This is a genomic window from Enterococcus sp. AZ188 (genome assembly GCF_050544075.1).
Taxonomy (GTDB): domain Bacteria; phylum Bacillota; class Bacilli; order Lactobacillales; family Enterococcaceae; genus Enterococcus_D; species Enterococcus_D entomosocium.
In genome coordinates, this window is record NZ_CP172943.1 from 2,704,788 (window position 1) to 2,721,436 (window position 16,649).

Here is a 16,649-nt window from a genome sequence, read left to right on the forward strand (position 1 = left end):
GAGGAACTTATGAGTATCAAATTGATCGCCATCGATATCGATGGTACCCTGTTGAACAACGACCGCAAGATCACCCCAGCCGTTTACAAGGCATTGAAAGACGCTGAAAAGCAAGGTGTACGCATCGTTTTGTGTACGGGACGCCCTTTAACTGGTGTCCAAGATTTATTAAAGGAACTAGACTTATTTACGGACAATGATTTCGTTATTACTTATAATGGCTCTTTGGTTCAAAAAACCAAAAACCAAGAGATCATCTCTGAATTCGGCTTGTCCCAAGATGACTATCTCTTTGTTGAGATGACTGCGAGAAAATTAGGGGTTCATCTTCATGTAGAAACCGAAGATACCATGTATACCGCTAACCGCGATATCAGTCCTTATACGATTTATGAAGCCTTCTTAGTCAACATGCCATTGAAATATCGGACACCAGAAGAAATGACTGCTGACTTGAATATCATCAAAATGATGATGATCGATGATCCCGAAATACTTAATCAGATCATCCCACAATTGCCGAGCAGTTTGACGCACAATTACAATGTGGTCAAAAGTGCTCCTTACTTCTTGGAAGTTCTAAATAAACAAGCCCATAAAGGGGCTGCTGTCAAAAAATTGGCGGAGCACTTAGGCATCAAACAAGAAGAAGTCATGGCGATCGGCGATAACGAAAATGATTTAACCATGGTGGAATACGCTGGTATCGGTGTGGCGATGGCCAATGCCACTGAAAACGTGAAAAATGCCGCAGATGTCCTAACTGCATCAAACGAAGAAGATGGTGTGGCAGAAGTAATCAACAAGTATGTTTTAGCAAATAACTAAGTGTAAAAGGCAGGTTTCCTTTTTATCGGAAGCCTGCCTTTTTTATTTTGCCAACCATTGTTCAACTGCCCATTTATGGCTGCCGCGTTTCAATCGCTGAATCGCTTCTTCTGGCGTATGCCATGACAACTGATTGTTTTCTTCTGTCGGTTCACAGACTTTTTTCCATTTGGTCATTAAATAGAAATAGCCGGGATGATGGTAAAATGTATCGCGATGGCGTGAATAGAAGTATTCAACTGCCTCCCCTAAATAGGCAGCGATCTCCCCTTCAAATCCAAGTTCTTCTATTAATTCTCGCTGGATCGCTTCTTCTTTGGTCTCATTTGGTTCAATTTCACCGCCTGGTAAAAAATAGGCGCCATTGGGTGCTTGTACCAAGATCACTTCATTTTTTTCATTTGGAAGAACGACATACGCGCCATATCTTGATTTGTATGGTTTCCCCGCTTCTTTTTCCCCGAACACAATTTCCTTTTCTGGCATGATTCCCTCCACCAACACTTTCTTTCCATTTTACCCTATGCCAATAGTCTGGACAAGCTGGAAATAACGCTCTGTTGTCTTTTATTCGTTATAAAATGAGAAAATATGTTATCATACAACTATCAAGATCGAAAGGATGATTTACCCATGAAAATGGCTCACACTTGTGTCCGCGTCAAAGACTTAACGGCTTCTCTAGATTTTTATCAAACTGCCTTTGGTTTTGAAGAATCTCGCCGTCGTGATTTTCCTGAACATCAATTTACTTTGGTTTACTTAACATTGCCTGGAGATGACTACGAGCTAGAGTTGACATATAACTATGACCATCCTGGCTATGAGTTAGGCGACGGCTATGGCCACATCGCCATCAGTACCGATGATCTAGAAGCGCTTCATGAGAAGCACCAAGCTGCCGGATTTGACGTCACTGACTTGAAAGGACTACCAGGGACTTCTCCATCTTACTATTTTGTGAAAGATCCTGATGGTTATAAAATCGAAGTTATTCGCGAAAAATAAAGCGAAGATGCTCGAAAAAAGGACCTCGTGTCCTTTTTTCTTTTCGTTCCATTTACTTATAGAAAGGTTTGATCAAATGAAACCCATTATCGGCATCGCTGCTAATGAACGGCCAATGATTGAAGAAGCAGAACATTGGTTGTCCTATACACCCAAAAATTTTGTCACCCATATCCAACAAGCCCAAGGCATTCCCCTAATATTACCAATGGGTGTCGTGGAAGATGCTGCGACTTACATCAGCAAAATCGATAAACTCTTGTTAGCCGGTGGTCATGATGTCTCCCCTGATCATTATGGCGAAGATCCTCATCCTTTGATTCAAGGCATTCATCCTGATCGTGATGTCTTTGAATTGGCATTGATCAAAGAAGCAGTGGCTCAAAACAAACCCATCTTTGGAATCTGCCGCGGCATGCAGTTACTAAATGTCGCATTTGGTGGGAGTTTGTACCAAGATCTCTCTTTGATCGATCACCCAACGATCAAACACGTGCAATTACCAACGTTCTTTCAATTCCCTACACATCGGGTGGAAATCAAGGCAGACAGTCGTTTGGCTGCTCTTTTAGGCACAACCTATCAAGTCAATTCTTTTCATCACCAAGCAGTCAAAACAGTTGCAGATGATTTCAATGTGACCGCCACCGCTCCTGATGGTGTTGTTGAAGCCATTGAATCCACCGCCTATGGCGCACCGATCTTAGGCATTCAGTGGCATCCTGAGCTAGCCGCTCACAAGCTGCCTTCTGAGCAATCGATCTTCGACTTTTTTGTGCAGGAATTCTAAAGGCCTGCACCTTTTTTTCTAGATGCTAGCCAGTAAAAAACGCCCGATCACAAAAAGGATCGGGCGTTTTGTTTATTTCTCATTTTTCATTAACACCAGTGATTGTTTCAACGTTGCCAAGATGCCATTGTCGTTATAGATCAAGACATTTGATTTGTACATTTTTGCAGAAACCAGCATCAGGACGATCGTGGTAACAGCAAGGATCCCTACTGAAATCAACGCTCCGCCAATCCCCACTGTATCATTAGCAAGCCGTACTGGCATAATATAAGAGGACAAGAATGGGATATAAGAAGTTACTCGTAAAACAACGTTATGCGGATCCATACCGCCTAGTACGATTCCTAGCATATACCCGCCCAACGAAAGATACGTCACTGGAATAATGGCTTTCGCCGTATCTTCTGCTTTGTTCACTAACGACCCGCAAAGGGCTGACAAGACAGAATAGATCAAGATTCCTAAGAAGACGAAAACGATCGCAAACACGAGGAAAGGACCAAAAATGCCATCTGATGAAAAACTTGCCAATAAGTCTTTTACCATGGAGTTGTCCTTGATCCAGAAATAACTCCCGCCAAAAATCGCAACATACGCAACTAGCTGGGTCGCTGCAACCATGATCACCCCAGTTAATTTGGCGTAGTAATGGGTTTGCGCCCGGGTACTAGACAAAATGACTTCCATAATGCGCGTTCCTTTTTCAGAAGCAATTTCTTGCGCAATGATTTGTGCGTAAGTGATGATAAAGAAAAAGAGAACGATTGTTGCGATGGTACTAACTGCTGCTTGCATCGCGGTATTATCTTCTCCATAGGTCATTTCGCCACCTTCACTGAAGGAAACTTTTTGCCGGTCAAGCGGTGCAACTTCACTAAGAACTGCCACTTGCTCAGCAGTCAAACCAAGCTCGCTAGCTCGAAAGGATGACTGCAAGCCCGTCAATAATTGTTGGATCGTCAGCTCTAAAGCTTGCCCCATTGAGGACTCGCTTAATAATTCCCCTTGCAGCGTATCCCCTGAAGCAGTAATAACTAACAAGGCATCAGCATCTTTGTCAGCCAACTGTTGTTGTCCTTGTTCTTCGCTTTCCACAACTTCAAATTCATAATCATCGCTACTTTGCTCCACAAAGGTCTGCGCAATGGCTGGTTCATTCGCATAAACGACAATTTTATCCACACTGCTCATACCATCGGCAAAGTAACTAATCAGATAAAATCCGCCCATTGCAATGAATGGAACCAATATCATAATCAAAAACGAAATTGATTTGATATTTTTCTTATAAACATCTAATGCGATTACCCAAAACTTATTCATTTGTTTTTCCTGCCTTCCGCTTAAAGATTTCTTCTAACGTTGGTGGTTGTTGATTGAACATAGGGATATAACCATCCGCCGTCGCTAAATCAAATAAGGTTTTTCCTACTGCAGGATCAGCGATCGTAATATCATAGCTGCCGTCTTCTCTGGCAATGACTTCCTCAACACCTGCCACTGCCAAAAGCTGTTCTTTCGTCAAATTAGACTCCAAATAAACTTTCGTTCGTCCAAAGGATTCACGAATTTCATGGACCTTTCCGTTTAAGACAGTTTGACCATCCCTTAGCATAATCAAGTGGTCACAGATTTTTTCTACGTTATCCATATTATGACTGGAGAAGATGACACAAGAGCCATTTTTTTTCAGTTCAATGATCCCGTTTTTCAACAGTTCCGCGTTGACTGGGTCTAAGCCACTAAACGGTTCATCTAGAATCACTAATTTTGGTTCATGGATCAACGTTGAAATTAGCTGAACTTTTTGCTGATTTCCTTTTGATAAAGATTTGACTTTATCAGTTTTCTTGCCTTTGACTTTAAACTTGTCCATCCAATAGTCGATTTTGGGTACGATGTCTTCTTTCTTTTTGCCACGTAAACGCGCGAAGTAGATCAATTGATCTTCAATCGTGACTTTTGGATACAAGCCGCGTTCTTCTGGCAGATAGCCAATAAGATTGTATTCTTTTTCACTAATTTTGTGACCATCCCATAATACTTCTCCTTGATCGGCTTTCAAAAAATCCAAGATCAATCGGAATGTCGTCGTTTTTCCTGCTCCGTTTTGACCAATTAATCCCATAATCTGACCATCATTGATGGTAAAAGACAATTGATCGACTGCTGTATAATCCCCAAATGTTTTTACTAGCTGTTTTGCTTCTAACACATGCTCACCTTCCCTGTCTAATAAAATATGTCACTAAAGAAAAAACCGATAATGGCACCAACGATTGCTCCTGCAACCATCAAGATGATAGAGTCGCGGATCACCCGTTGGCGTTTCGCCAGTTTCTCTGGTTCATTGTAATAACTTGCTCGATTTTTGTATAAAAATTTCATCAAAATCGTGGTCAATCCTACCCCTATCGGAATAAATACTAGCCCAGTAATCAATCCTAGCCCAAAGGACCAAAAGGGATTTGTACGAATATTGAAATAACGAATGGAAAAATAAATCACTGCTAAAATTGCTAAACTGACCACTGAAAACAGAATCGATTTTTTCATCAAATAGCGCGTCTCATTATCGATTCGTTCTTGATAGCTTTCTTGATCGCTGAAAATCGCTGGTGTATCCGGAGATGCTTTAAAATAAAAATACCGATCTTTATAATTGCTGATATAGGTCCAGCCCCCAGCTTGATACATCGCTAGGTAATCAACGATCTCAGAAGGATCTCCTTCGAAAAAGTCCACTGCATATTTGGTCGTTTCCGATTTTCCTTTGATAAACTTCAAAAACCCTAACCGATTCATCTTCACAAAATGCCAGCCCATTGACGCTTGTTTTTGTAAACGAACCATTTCCTTTTCCGGATAATAGGCGACTCCAAGAGAAAGAAGATATTTCTTATTGATGCCCATCTTGTTCCCCTCCTAACGCTTCGAAGACCTGTTCTCCGATTTGATAAAATAGTTTGCGTCGCTGAATATCTTTCTCCAGAACCTGTCTTCCTTCTGGTGTAATCTGATAGATTTTTTTTCGATCGACGCTTTCTTCTAAATCGATCCACCCCTTTTTCGTCAGCTTTTTCAAAATCGTATACATCGTCGCGGGGCCAATCTCAAATGTTCCTTGGCTTAGCTCATGGATTTGTTTCATAATGACATACCCATGTTTTGGCTTTAAAAGCGCTAATAAAATCAAATAGGTTGAATCTGTCAATGCCTCATCCATTTGATTCCTCCATCCCACTAACTATATCACTTAATGATATATTATCGAATGATATAGCCAGCGTCAATCTTTTTTTTGGGGAAAATAAAAGCCGTCTCCGTTGACGGAAACGACTTTTGATCATTAATTAGCAATTTTGACAGGCGTATTATAAGGCATGTTATAGTAAAACCATTTGGCATCCGGCACTGCTAATCGAATACAGCCATGAGAAGCCCGAGTGCCTAATTTTCGTCCTTCAACGGAACTAAAAGCATTGGTGGACCAAGCGATACTCGTTGGGATCGTATGGAATAAATAGACCCCATGGTCTTTAAAGGAACGGTAGTAGGCGGCTCCTGAAAAAGCTAAGCCTTTTTCTGCTTGGATGCGAAAATTCCCTAAAGGTGTTGGTGTATTGAAGGCACCGGTCGAGCAAAGCATCGTATAAATCACTTTATTCCCTGATTTGATATAAACCCGCTGTTTGCTGATGGATACTTCAATATTTAAGTTTTGAACGTTTAATGAAGGATATTTTCCTCCAGTAGTATACATCCAAAAGTTACTATTTACATTTGTGGTTTGATTTTCCTTGACCCAACCGATTCGACCGGCTGGCGAAACGAGATACAGGTAGTTGCCATCACTCGTTTTTGCTAGTTTGGTCGCTTGTGCCATATACCCTTTGTAGGCACTCTTTTTCCCAAGTTTCGTACTATTAGGATCAGCTTTTTCAAAGAAATTGCCATCCCCATTCTTGACGACCACGTAGCGGCTAATGTTGCTTTGAGAGGTGATCGTATGGGCATTAGTCACCCCACTTGCATTGATGTAACCCAGCCACTTGTTATTGAGATAAAGTGAATAGTAGGGGGAGCCGTTGAAATGTTGATATTTCCCAGTAACTTGAATATTCTTGTTCATATAATCAGCGCTGCTGCCTTTTTTCTTCGCAAAAGCTAAATCTTGCCATAAGGTATAATTCTTACTTTTTAGGCGGACTGTGCGTTTTTCACTTTGCCAAGTACCGCCTTGATTGTTGGCAACCGTTGCTGCATCGGCATTTAAGTAGCCGATCCATTTTCCGTTAGCATCATAAAGGGACAAGTAGACACCGCCATTGACATGGTTATATCTTCCTTTTGCAAGATAGGTTTTTCCCGCTAATTTCGTTGTAGTATTTTTCTTACTCGACCAGCGAAAATTGCCCCAAATCGTGTAATTTTTCTTGGTCAATGTCACATATTTTCCGTAGGATTGATAGGCACCTTGTGCATCCGTCGTTAACTTAACACCCGAGGCATTGATATAGCCTAGCCATTTATTGTTATTTGTATAAAGGGAATAGTACGTCGACCCATTCAAGTGACGATATTTACCAGTAACTTTGACTGTTTTGCCATTTAAAGCGGCTGTCGTTCCTTTCTTCGCTGTCCAATTAAAATTTTGCCATAGCGTATAATTCCCGCTGATGATCGTGGCATATTTTGATTCAGACTGCCATGCACCACCAGGAGTTGTCGCTAACTTAACACCGGCGGCTTTTATCCAACCGATGAGAACATTTTTATTTGAATACAATGCGTAATAGACTACGTTATTATTCGTCGTGAATACTTCTTTGATTTCAAAGGTTTGACCATTAATGCTTGAAGAGGTGCTCGTTTTTTTATCTAAAAACACATCTTGCCAAAGCGGTTCTTTCGCACTTGTAACGGTTGCATATTTTTTCTCGGTTTTGAAGGTTCCGCTGGCAACTTTCACTGCTGCTTCTGCTACGACACCGACAACCTTTTGATCGTCACGAATTTCAAGATAGGTCCGCTTATCGGCACCTTGATACCGTTTGACACTACGGTATACCTTGCCAGCTAATTCATTGATCGTTCCTTGCTCGATCAATTGATCCTTCTCAAAACGGTAAAGGATGTTTTGCGTTTCAGGATTGGCTGCTGCAACCGGATTGATTTTTACATATTGATTTTTATCTGCAATTGATTCAACATCAATGATCCCTAGGTCTGGTTCTTCAGAAGATTCTTCCGTCGATTGAGTAGATGAATCTTGTGTGGTCTCGGTCTGACTGGTCTCAGTCGCAGCCGTGCTAGTACTTGACGTTGTTTCTGATGAAGAGGTAGACGTTGATGAAGACTCAGTTGCCGTGCTTGACTCTGTACTCTCTGTACTTGCCTCTTGAGATGATGCTGCGCTCGCTTCTGAAAAACTTTCTGACGTCGTCTCTTGCGCAGCGACAGACGCTGCTGTCGGATCCCCTTCATTTGCTGCATAAACTTGTGTGATCGTTCCTACGATGGGTGCGACCAGTACCCCAACAATCGCAACGCCTTGAAGCAACCCACGTTTCAACTTTTTCATTTTTATTCCCCCTTTAATCCTATTTTGGTATCACTTTCTTACTATATTAACAAGATATTTTTTAGTGCCACTCCCCACTTTAAGTATACCACTGCCTAATAGAAAATTTGAAAAAAACGTCCCCAAAATAAAAAAAGCAATAGCCACTTTCGGCTATTGCTTCAAAAACGTTTCTTCTATTACATATGTTCCGCAACTAAAGCTTTCAATTGATCTTTTGTATGCACCCCAATTGCTTTATCAACGACTTGGCCGTCTTTTTTCAACAACAAAGTTGGAATAGACATGATCCCGAATGAAGCTGGTGTTTCAGGATTTTCATCCACATCCATTTTCACGATCTTCAATTCGTCTTCCTCATATTCATTCGCTAATTGTTCCAAGATCGGCGCTTGCATCCGACATGGACCACACCAAGTTGCCCAAAAATCAATAAGGACTAAGCCTTTATCGGTTTCTTCTGAAAAAGTTTTATCAGTAATTTCTTTTGCCATCGTACTTCCCCTCCATTTTTAAAACTAAAAAAAGTATACCACGTATCGGAAGTTTTTTAAAATCGTCTGCTTACAAAAGGTAAGGGTTCTTAAAGGTTAGTTAAACTTCACAATGGTCGCCCCATTGCCCCCTTGATTTGCTGGCGCAAATTCAAAACTTTTCACCGAGCGATGATTTTTTAGGTAGTCAGTGATCCCTTGACGCAATGCGCCGGTTCCTTTTCCGTGGACGATCGTCACTTGCGGATAGCCTGCCAAAATCGCTGCATCTAAATACTGATCCACTTCATTGAGGGCTTCTTCGTACCGCTTACCGCGTAAATCCAACTGATTGACCACTGGACTGCTGTCAGCAGAACGAATCGTATTGACGATACGCTGTGTAGGCTCCTTCACTGGCGCTGCTTGTTGGAGATCTGTTTCTGGCAAATTCATTTTCAAAATACCGATTTGGACTTGCCATTGATTTTTGCCTGCTTTTTTCAATAAGACCCCGCGCTGCCCATAAGATGTTACAAGCACTTCGTCTCCTTCTTTCAGCGTCTTGGCTGCTTTGGCTTTTTGCAGAACCTTGTTTTTTTGCAGATGTTCTTCTTGTTGCAGTCCTGATAACTTGGTGCGCGCGTCGATCAGCTCGTGTTCTTTGACCTTCGTTTGACCGCCGGCTAACTGCATTTTACGAATATCGGCAATGATTTTTTCAGATTCTTCTTTGGCTTCTTCAACGATCTGATTGGCTTTTTGCCGAGCTTTCGCCAATTCTTTTTCACGTTCTTCAAAGAAATAACTATAGGCTGCTTCTAGCTCTTGGTGCAAGCGGGCCGCTTCTTTTACATGATGACGGACTTCAAGATACTCGGTTTCCGTCATTTTTCTTCGATTTTCTAAATCAGCGATCATTTCATTCAGGTCTTGGCTTTCTCCATCCATGATCTCTTTGGCTTGATCAATGATCGTATCTGGCAAGCCAAGTCTTTTCGAAATCTCAAACGCATTGCTTCGTCCTGGAACCCCGATCAACAAGCGATAGGTCGGACTTAAGGTATCAACATCAAATTCCATAGAGGCATTGATCGTATTGGATCGGTTATAGCCATAAACCTTCAATTCAGGATAATGGGTCGTCGCCATGACATAAGCCGACTTAGCCCCAAGTTCGTCCAAAATCGCAATCGCTAGTGCCGCCCCTTCTTGAGGATCGGTTCCTGCGCCTAATTCATCAAAGAGAACTAAGCTTGTCTCGTCGACTTTTTTCAACACTTCAACGATCGTTGTCATATGAGAAGAAAAGGTCGATAGACTTTGCTCAATGGATTGTTCATCCCCAATGTCCGCAAAAATCTCATTGAAGACACCCATTTGGCTTTCTTCTTCTGCCAGAATTGGTAAACCAGCTTGGCCCATGATCTGCAATAGCCCTAATGTTTTTAAGGTGATGGTTTTCCCACCGGTATTCGGCCCAGTAATGACAACGGCTTGATAGTCTTTTCCAATCGTAATATCGTTAGGAACGACTTTTTCTTGATCGATCAATGGATGACGTGCTTGCTTAAAAAAGACATGGTTGTCTTGATTGATCGCTGGTACGATTGCCTTCATCTCTTTTCCAAAACGAGCCTTGGCATTCATGAAATCCATGATCCCGATCACATACGCATTATGGAGAATCTCTCTCTGATATGGGGCTAACTCTGCTGACAATTCTGCTAGAATACGTGTAATTTCATCCCGTTCCGCAATTTGATGCTGGCGCAAACGGTTATTTTGTTCCACTACTTGTTTCGGTTCGATAAACAAGGTTTGACCAGAGGAACTTTGGTCGTGGACTACCCCGCCGAAAACACCTCGGTACTCTTGTTTGACTGGAATCACATAACGCTCATTTCGCATGGTTACGATCGTATCACTTAGATACTTTGCATTGCCACCTCGGACGATGCCATCCAATGTCTCGCGAATCGTCCGTTCTGCTCGTCGGATCGATTGGCGAATTCCACGTAGTGCTGGAGAGGCATCATCTGTGACTCGGCCATCCTCATCGATAGCTTCTTTCAAGCGTCGATTCAAGGTTGGCAAAGACACCAACTGTTCTTCCCAGTGATACAAGCGGGAAAATTCAATCTCGCTTTCAGACAAATCAGCAAAAAAGCGTTTCAATTCCTGCGTAGTTGATAAGACACGGGCAACTTGTGCCAACTCAATGCCGTTTAAATCGGCGCCAATTTCGATCCGTTTCATTTGGGGACGAATATTCTCAATCTTTGGTACAGGGATTCCGCCTCTTAAACGTTGGATCTTGATCGCGTCTTCTGTTTCTGCTAGCCAAGAGGAAATGACTTGCGCATCACTTGATGGCGCAAGCTTTGCTAAGGCTTCTTTTCCTTGGGCTGTTACAATATACTGACCGATTTGACTCTTTACTTGTTCAAATCCTAAAACATCAAGGATCTTAGTATTCATTCTTTTCTCACCTGCTTTGTTTTAACTTTTTGTTCCTAAGAAAAAGGCAGAATGGCTCTGCAACCATCTGCCTGCTTTTTACCCAATCACATCTGTGATCCACAATCGATAGAAGTAATCTGAGAGAATCGGCGACCGATCAACGATGAAATTCGCAGTTCCGCTCGTTTCAAACAGATTTTGAATCGTGGCAAACGGGATCATTGAGAGAATCATGAAAAACATGTACAAATTGATATACATCAAGATAACATTCAAAACACCCGCAACTGCCCAGTCATAACCACCTAAAAAACGTAGGCGTTTGTAACGCAAACTGTCTGCAAAAATCACCACTAGTTTTGTGATCAGCCATCCAGCAAAGAGCACCATCACAAAAGCAATGGCTGCATAATAGGCTTTGTCTAAATCTAAAGCCAGTTCCATATCGTAGTATTTTAACTTTGAGTCCGCCGTTACTGACATATAAGGAACATAGAGCTCAATTTTCTTCGCAATTTCTTGGTAATTTGCAACTGCAAAGAAAAAAGAGATCAAATAGCCCAAAACTGAGACCAATTGTAAACTGGTTCCGCGCCGTGCGCCGCCGTAAAAGGCTGCCAACAACAAAACCAAGACAAATAATCCAATCATTTAGGTATCCTTTCTACGCCGCACTACCCATGGGCTGTCTTTTCTTGAATTTTTCGTTTCCTTTGTTCATTTAAGATCTGTTGTGCTTCCACATGATTATGGATCTCCACATCACTGCGACCTGTCTCATCGAGAACTTTCCGTGCTTCGGATTCAATCGCTTCGATCCGCTTAATGCGATTCTCAAGCTCCGTTGCTTTAATGGCTTGTCCTCGCAGCTCGTCCACCTTTTTTTGTAGGACCAAAAGCTGTTCTTGTTTTTTCAGCTGGTCGGAAACAGCGTTGATCGCTAATAAGATCGACGCTTGTTCTTGATCGGTTTGTGGCGATAATTGCATGATCTCAAGCAGTTGGTCATTGACCAATCTTGTCACCATATCCATGTGTTCTTTGCTTTCGCGTCCAATAATCGTGTAACTTTGATTCGCGATAACTGCTTTATAACGTTTCTTTTGCTCCGTCATAGGAATATTTCCTCCCATTGCTTACATTCTGCTCTATTCTATCACTTATTGAACATGTGTCGCAAACTCTTAACTATTATACGTGATTTTCTTATGAATTTCCATGCCAATCGTTTGTTTGCTGATCGTCTTAGTAAAAAAGAATAAGAAGTATGGTAAAATCTTAAAGTATCCTTTTGTCTACCTAAGAAAAGACAAAAAAACAGGAGGAATCAAATGAGTACGATCGTTATCAAAGTACCAACTTCAACTATCCAAAAGATGCAGCAATTTTACCAACGAGAACTGCTGGCTAAGAAAGTTCCTTATACAGTGTTTGTCGCCAAAAAAGGGCCAACGACGATCACTGCTTATACGTCTGGAAAAGTCATGTTTCAAGGAGCGACTGCTGAAAAAGAAGCTTCCTTATGGGGCGATACGGCAAGTGCTGTACCGGATAAGAAAAAAGCGACTGTTTCAACCACTGCGTTGCCAGCAGGATTTAGCGAAAAAAGCGTCGTCGGCAGTGACGAGGTCGGCAACGGCAGTTATTTCGGTCCTTTGGTGGTCTGTGCCGTCTATGCCAAAAAAGAGCAATTGCCACAGCTGAAAGCCTTAGGTGTCAAGGACTCAAAAATGCTGACAGATCCAGAGATCCGTAAGATGGCGCCGAAAATCAAAGAATTGGTTCCTTACCAATTGCTCACTGTTACACCCAGCAAATACAACGAGATCCAACCAAAATACAACACGGTCCGAATGAAAGTTGCTTTGCATAATCAAGCCATTCGTTTGCTTTTGCAAAAGATTGCTCCTGAGACACCAGATGCCATTTTGATCGATCAGTTCACAAGCGAAAAAAATTATCGCACTTATTTAAAGTCGGAACAAGCAGCGGTTACCGAAAAGCTCTATTTTGCGACGAAAGGTGAACAATATCATCTAGCAGTAGCGGCAGCCTCTATTTTATGTCGTACAGTCTTTTTGGATGAATTAGATGCAGCCTCTAAAGAAGTCGGTTTGCGCTTGCCTTCTGGCGCCCACGCAGCTGCTGACCAAGTTGCCGCAAAATTACTGCAGCAAGGTGGCATAGCACTATTGGGCAAATATGCCAAACTGCATTTTGCGAATACCGAAAAAGCACAGAAACTCGCTAAACTGTGAGTTCTCGTATTTTCAAAAAAACTGCCACTGCTTCTGATAAAGGAAGCAGTGGCAGTTTTTGTCCTCAGTACCAGTTGAATGCTGCGAATCAAATCCCTAAGCCCGCTGCTTCGATTCCCATCGTGATCAACCCAGCCAAATAGTTTTCTGAAAACCGATCTGAAAAGTGTAACTTTGGTAAGACGCCATAATGAAACACTGCTGCCAGCTGCTTTTCCAAAAAAGAGCGCGGCACAAGCGCCTGCCACTCAGAGGGCAAAAACAAAATGACTTGATGCGGGTCCGTGACTGCCACGATCGCTTGAAGAGTGGCAGTCACTTGCTCTTGGATCGCCTCTGTTGCCAAAGGGTAAGAAACTTTGTAAAGATGCGGCAAATGCTTGATTTCGCCACTTAAATGGTTGGCTCCTTTAAAGAGCTGTTGGTCGATGACCAGTCCCGCACCTGGCGGATAATTTTTCGGAAAATAAATGCCAGCCACGATTTTTTTCTCTTCTTTGAAATGGAATACCGCTGCATTCACGTCATTCTCAATAAGCGTTTTTACCGCGATCTCCTTTTCAATCAATTCCCCTAGCGCCATGTCCTTAAATGCTGGAGCATCCATGATCTTCAGTCTTCCAGCAATTTCCACACCAGGAATTCCCACGACTGCCAAGCTGATTTTCGGGTATTCCTGTTTTATCTGACGAATCACTTGCAAGAACTGCGGCAATCGGCCCTCTGCTGACTGCTCATGATGCAAAATGTTCCCGACGAGATCGACGACTGAAAAACGAATCACGATCTGCTGGTCTTCTTCGATAAACTGAATGATCAACAACAGTGTCCGTTGCGCATTGTACTGGTAAGCCGCAGCTTGACGTCCTCCCGTTCGTTGCGGTTGATCCGTCGTCAAAAGCAACTGCTTTTCTATCAATTCAGGAAGCAGCTTGTTGATCGTTACCACGCTTAATTGAGAGGCATCTGCCAGTTGGCGCTTGGTCATAGGCGCTTGCTGCTGTTTTAGCAAATCCAGCAATACTGCCTGATTATGTAATTTAATGGTCGTTGGCTGATAAGCTTTCATTTTTCTCCCCCTCAACGCTCCTATTTTAACAGATAAAAAGCTGGGAATATACCTTTATTAATTTTGTTAACAAAGGTATAATAGAAGCAACTTATTAAACAAAGTTTACTAAGTTCAAAAAGGAACGAAGAAAGAACGACGCATGTTGCTTATTAAAGGAGTTGTCAATAATGAAAATTGAACACATCGCACTATATGTCAATGATTTAGAAAAAATGAGAACATTTTATGAAACCTACTTTCAGGCGGTCAGCAACCCAAAATACCATAATCCGAAAACAGGCTTTCAGTCCTATTTTTTGACCTTTGATTCTGGAAGTCGGTTAGAATTAACGACCAAGAAATTTTTAAGCCCTCGTGTCAGTGAGAGCTTAGGCTACACTCACCTTGCGATTGCAGTAGGTGATCAAGCTGACGTTGATCGATACGCTCAACGGTTTGTTGAAGATGGCTACCCTCTTTTAAATGGTCCTCGTACGACAGGCGATGGCTATTATGAAGCAGTTGTCCAAGACCCCGAAGGCAATTTGATTGAATTAACCACCGACGATTTACCGTCTTAGAAAGGATTTTGCAATGAAAGAAGATTTTGATTATCAAGCGATGTTGGCTGGTCAACTGTATCAAGCTGCCGGTATTCTCCCTGAGAATGGCTCAGTGGAGGGGAAAAAACGTGCCCAGGAAATCAACCTTTTACCAGTCGATGACCGAGAAGGAATCATCGCCAAAGAAAAAGCACTCTTTGGCAAATTTGGGCAGCATTGCTTTATCCAACCACCCCTTTTTGTCGACTATGGTCGCCATGTTGAGATTGGTGATCACTTTTATGCCAATATGGATTGCATTTTTTTAGATGTCAATAAGATTCTGATTGGTGATCATGTGATGGTGGGACCACGGGTCAGCTTCTATACAGCCGGCCATCCGATCGATTCTGTGATCCGCAGTCAAGATTTGGAATTTGGCCTACCGATCACCGTCGAAGATTACGTTTGGATCGGAGGCAATAGTACGATTTTACCAGGTGTCACGATCGGCAAACATGCCATCGTCGCTGCTGGTTCCGTCGTCACAAAAGATGTGCCGCCGAATACGATCGTCGGCGGCAATCCAGCCCGTCTGATCCGTGAGATTCAGCCGACTGACAAAGAGCATTGGGAAACGGCCGCCCAGCTTTATTATCAAAAACGAGCAGACTGGCAGAAGCAGCAAAAATAACGAAACAAAAGGAGACGCCATGATTTTTACAGACTATCACGTTCATAGTGATTACAGCGATGATTCTTGGTATTTGATGGAAGATGTAGTCAAAGACGCCATTAACCTAGGCTTAGCAGAAATCTGCTTTACCGATCATGTGGATTATGGGGTCAAAGAAGACTGGCAAGCGACGGATGCGTACCTCGTCGGAGCCAATAAAGTCGTAAAAAATGTCTACTACGACTTGTATTTTACCGAACTGGCACGCTTAAAGGAAACATACAGTGACCAAATCAAGCTAAAAACTGGGCTGGAATTTGGGATGCAAATGCACACGATCCCACAATTTACCCGTCTTTATCATTCGCATCCCTTTGACTTCATTTTACTTTCCGTTCATCAGGTAGACGATCAAGAATTTTGGACTGGAGAATTTCAAAAAGGACGCAGCCAACAGGAATGCTACGAGCGCTATTATGATGAAATGTATCAGCTGGTCACGACATATAAAGAGTATTCCGTCTTAGCTCATATGGATTTGATTCGTCGTTATTTAGATAAAGAGAAGGATGCTTTTGAACAAACGAAAGAACAAATCGCAGAGATCTTGAAAGTCGTGATCAAAGATGGCAAAGGCATTGAACTGAATACCTCTTCCCACCGTTACGGAATCAATGGGTATACGCCATCGATCGAGATCCTCAAGCTTTATCGTGACTTGGGGGGAAGCGTGCTAACCATCGGCAGCGACAGTCATAAACCAGAGCAGCTCAGGTTTCAAATCAAAGAGGGACAAGATCTTTTACGATCATTAGGATTTACTGAACTCTGTACGTTTGAACAGATGCAGCCGATTTTTCATCGTTTTGCTTAACCTAAAAATCACCTGATAAAACGCATACTGAAGCTACCTCGACTCGTTAGAGTTTTGGTCTAACTGTTCGAGGTTGCTCCATGATCAGGTGATTTTTTG

18 protein-coding genes are annotated in these 16,649 nt (G+C 42.3%); 7 read left to right on the forward strand and 11 right to left on the reverse strand.

The window, feature by feature from the left end; all coding sequences use genetic code 11:
* The first annotated feature begins 9 nt into the window (after positions 1 to 9).
* Positions 10 to 828 carry a sugar-phosphatase gene (gene yidA, locus IGI86_RS12520; RefSeq protein WP_086332631.1) on the forward strand — a complete coding sequence of 273 codons (819 nt, stop codon included), beginning with the start codon at positions 10 to 12 and terminating at the stop codon, positions 826 to 828.
* A gap of 42 nt (positions 829 to 870) precedes the next feature.
* On the opposite strand, the gene IGI86_RS12525 is transcribed toward yidA, so the two are convergent.
* Positions 871 to 1,314, reverse strand: a complete 444-nt coding sequence (locus IGI86_RS12525) for an NUDIX hydrolase (RefSeq protein ID WP_008380853.1) — start codon at positions 1,312 to 1,314, stop codon at positions 871 to 873.
* A gap of 147 nt (positions 1,315 to 1,461) precedes the next feature.
* Between IGI86_RS12525 and gloA the strand changes: the two genes are divergently transcribed.
* Complete coding sequence (gene gloA, locus IGI86_RS12530; RefSeq protein ID WP_005234340.1) at positions 1,462 to 1,836, forward strand: lactoylglutathione lyase; 375 nt, start codon at positions 1,462 to 1,464, stop codon at positions 1,834 to 1,836.
* A 76-nt stretch (positions 1,837 to 1,912) separates the two neighbouring features.
* A complete protein-coding gene (locus tag IGI86_RS12535; RefSeq protein ID WP_008380852.1) occupies positions 1,913 to 2,626 on the forward strand; it encodes a gamma-glutamyl-gamma-aminobutyrate hydrolase family protein in 714 nt (237 codons plus the stop codon).
* Positions 2,627 to 2,698: 72 nt separating this feature from the next.
* Here the strand turns inward: IGI86_RS12535 and IGI86_RS12540 are convergent, their stop codons facing one another.
* From IGI86_RS12540 to zapA, 9 genes are all read right to left on the reverse strand, one after another.
* Entirely contained in the window at positions 2,699 to 3,952 is a 1,254-nt protein-coding gene (locus IGI86_RS12540) for an ABC transporter permease (protein WP_008380850.1), read from the reverse strand.
* On the reverse strand, positions 3,945 to 4,844 hold the full coding sequence (locus IGI86_RS12545) for an ABC transporter ATP-binding protein (RefSeq protein WP_005234329.1): 900 nt from the start codon (positions 4,842 to 4,844) through the stop codon (positions 3,945 to 3,947). Before IGI86_RS12545 ends, IGI86_RS12540 begins: the two co-directional genes overlap by 8 nt.
* Before the next feature lie 17 nt (positions 4,845 to 4,861).
* Complete coding sequence (locus tag IGI86_RS12550; RefSeq protein ID WP_005234326.1) at positions 4,862 to 5,542, reverse strand: DUF2812 domain-containing protein; 681 nt, start codon at positions 5,540 to 5,542, stop codon at positions 4,862 to 4,864.
* Positions 5,529 to 5,855, reverse strand: coding sequence for a PadR family transcriptional regulator (locus tag IGI86_RS12555; protein WP_005234324.1), 327 nt, complete (start codon positions 5,853 to 5,855; stop codon positions 5,529 to 5,531). Before IGI86_RS12555 ends, IGI86_RS12550 begins: the two co-directional genes overlap by 14 nt.
* Before the next feature lie 123 nt (positions 5,856 to 5,978).
* The gene (locus IGI86_RS12560; protein ID WP_430617332.1) at positions 5,979 to 8,213 is read right to left on the reverse strand and encodes a L,D-transpeptidase; all 2,235 of its coding nucleotides are present in this window, start codon (positions 8,211 to 8,213) and stop codon (positions 5,979 to 5,981) included.
* Positions 8,214 to 8,392: 179 nt separating this feature from the next.
* Entirely contained in the window at positions 8,393 to 8,707 is a 315-nt protein-coding gene (trxA, locus tag IGI86_RS12565) for a thioredoxin (protein ID WP_005228645.1), read from the reverse strand.
* Between the two features lie 96 nt (positions 8,708 to 8,803).
* Positions 8,804 to 11,167 carry an endonuclease MutS2 gene (locus tag IGI86_RS12570; protein ID WP_087665033.1) on the reverse strand — a complete coding sequence of 788 codons (2,364 nt, stop codon included), beginning with the start codon at positions 11,165 to 11,167 and terminating at the stop codon, positions 8,804 to 8,806.
* Positions 11,168 to 11,245: 78 nt separating this feature from the next.
* On the reverse strand, positions 11,246 to 11,800 hold the full coding sequence (locus tag IGI86_RS12575) for a CvpA family protein (protein ID WP_005228642.1): 555 nt from the start codon (positions 11,798 to 11,800) through the stop codon (positions 11,246 to 11,248).
* Between the two features lie 23 nt (positions 11,801 to 11,823).
* Positions 11,824 to 12,264 (reverse strand): cell division protein ZapA, encoded by a 441-nt coding sequence (gene zapA, locus IGI86_RS12580; protein ID WP_005228634.1) that lies wholly within the window; start codon positions 12,262 to 12,264, stop codon positions 11,824 to 11,826.
* A 216-nt stretch (positions 12,265 to 12,480) separates the two neighbouring features.
* Between zapA and rnhC the strand changes: the two genes are divergently transcribed.
* Entirely contained in the window at positions 12,481 to 13,407 is a 927-nt protein-coding gene (gene rnhC, locus IGI86_RS12585) for a ribonuclease HIII (RefSeq protein ID WP_087665034.1), read from the forward strand.
* A gap of 88 nt (positions 13,408 to 13,495) precedes the next feature.
* On the opposite strand, the gene IGI86_RS12590 is transcribed toward rnhC, so the two are convergent.
* Positions 13,496 to 14,476 carry an ROK family protein gene (locus tag IGI86_RS12590; RefSeq protein WP_430617333.1) on the reverse strand — a complete coding sequence of 327 codons (981 nt, stop codon included), beginning with the start codon at positions 14,474 to 14,476 and terminating at the stop codon, positions 13,496 to 13,498.
* Between the two features lie 170 nt (positions 14,477 to 14,646).
* Between IGI86_RS12590 and IGI86_RS12595 the strand changes: the two genes are divergently transcribed.
* Genes IGI86_RS12595 through IGI86_RS12605 form a run of 3 tightly spaced genes read left to right on the forward strand, consistent with a single transcriptional unit; the run spans position 14,647 to position 16,550 of the window.
* The gene (locus tag IGI86_RS12595) at positions 14,647 to 15,039 is read left to right on the forward strand and encodes a VOC family protein (protein ID WP_016619764.1); all 393 of its coding nucleotides are present in this window, start codon (positions 14,647 to 14,649) and stop codon (positions 15,037 to 15,039) included.
* Between the two features lie 13 nt (positions 15,040 to 15,052).
* Positions 15,053 to 15,694: a sugar O-acetyltransferase gene (locus tag IGI86_RS12600; protein WP_086372304.1), complete on the forward strand. Its 642-nt coding sequence runs from the start codon at positions 15,053 to 15,055 to the stop codon at positions 15,692 to 15,694.
* A 19-nt stretch (positions 15,695 to 15,713) separates the two neighbouring features.
* Positions 15,714 to 16,550: a histidinol-phosphatase HisJ family protein gene (locus IGI86_RS12605; protein ID WP_016612656.1), complete on the forward strand. Its 837-nt coding sequence runs from the start codon at positions 15,714 to 15,716 to the stop codon at positions 16,548 to 16,550.
* Positions 16,551 to 16,649: the final 99 nt, after the last annotated feature.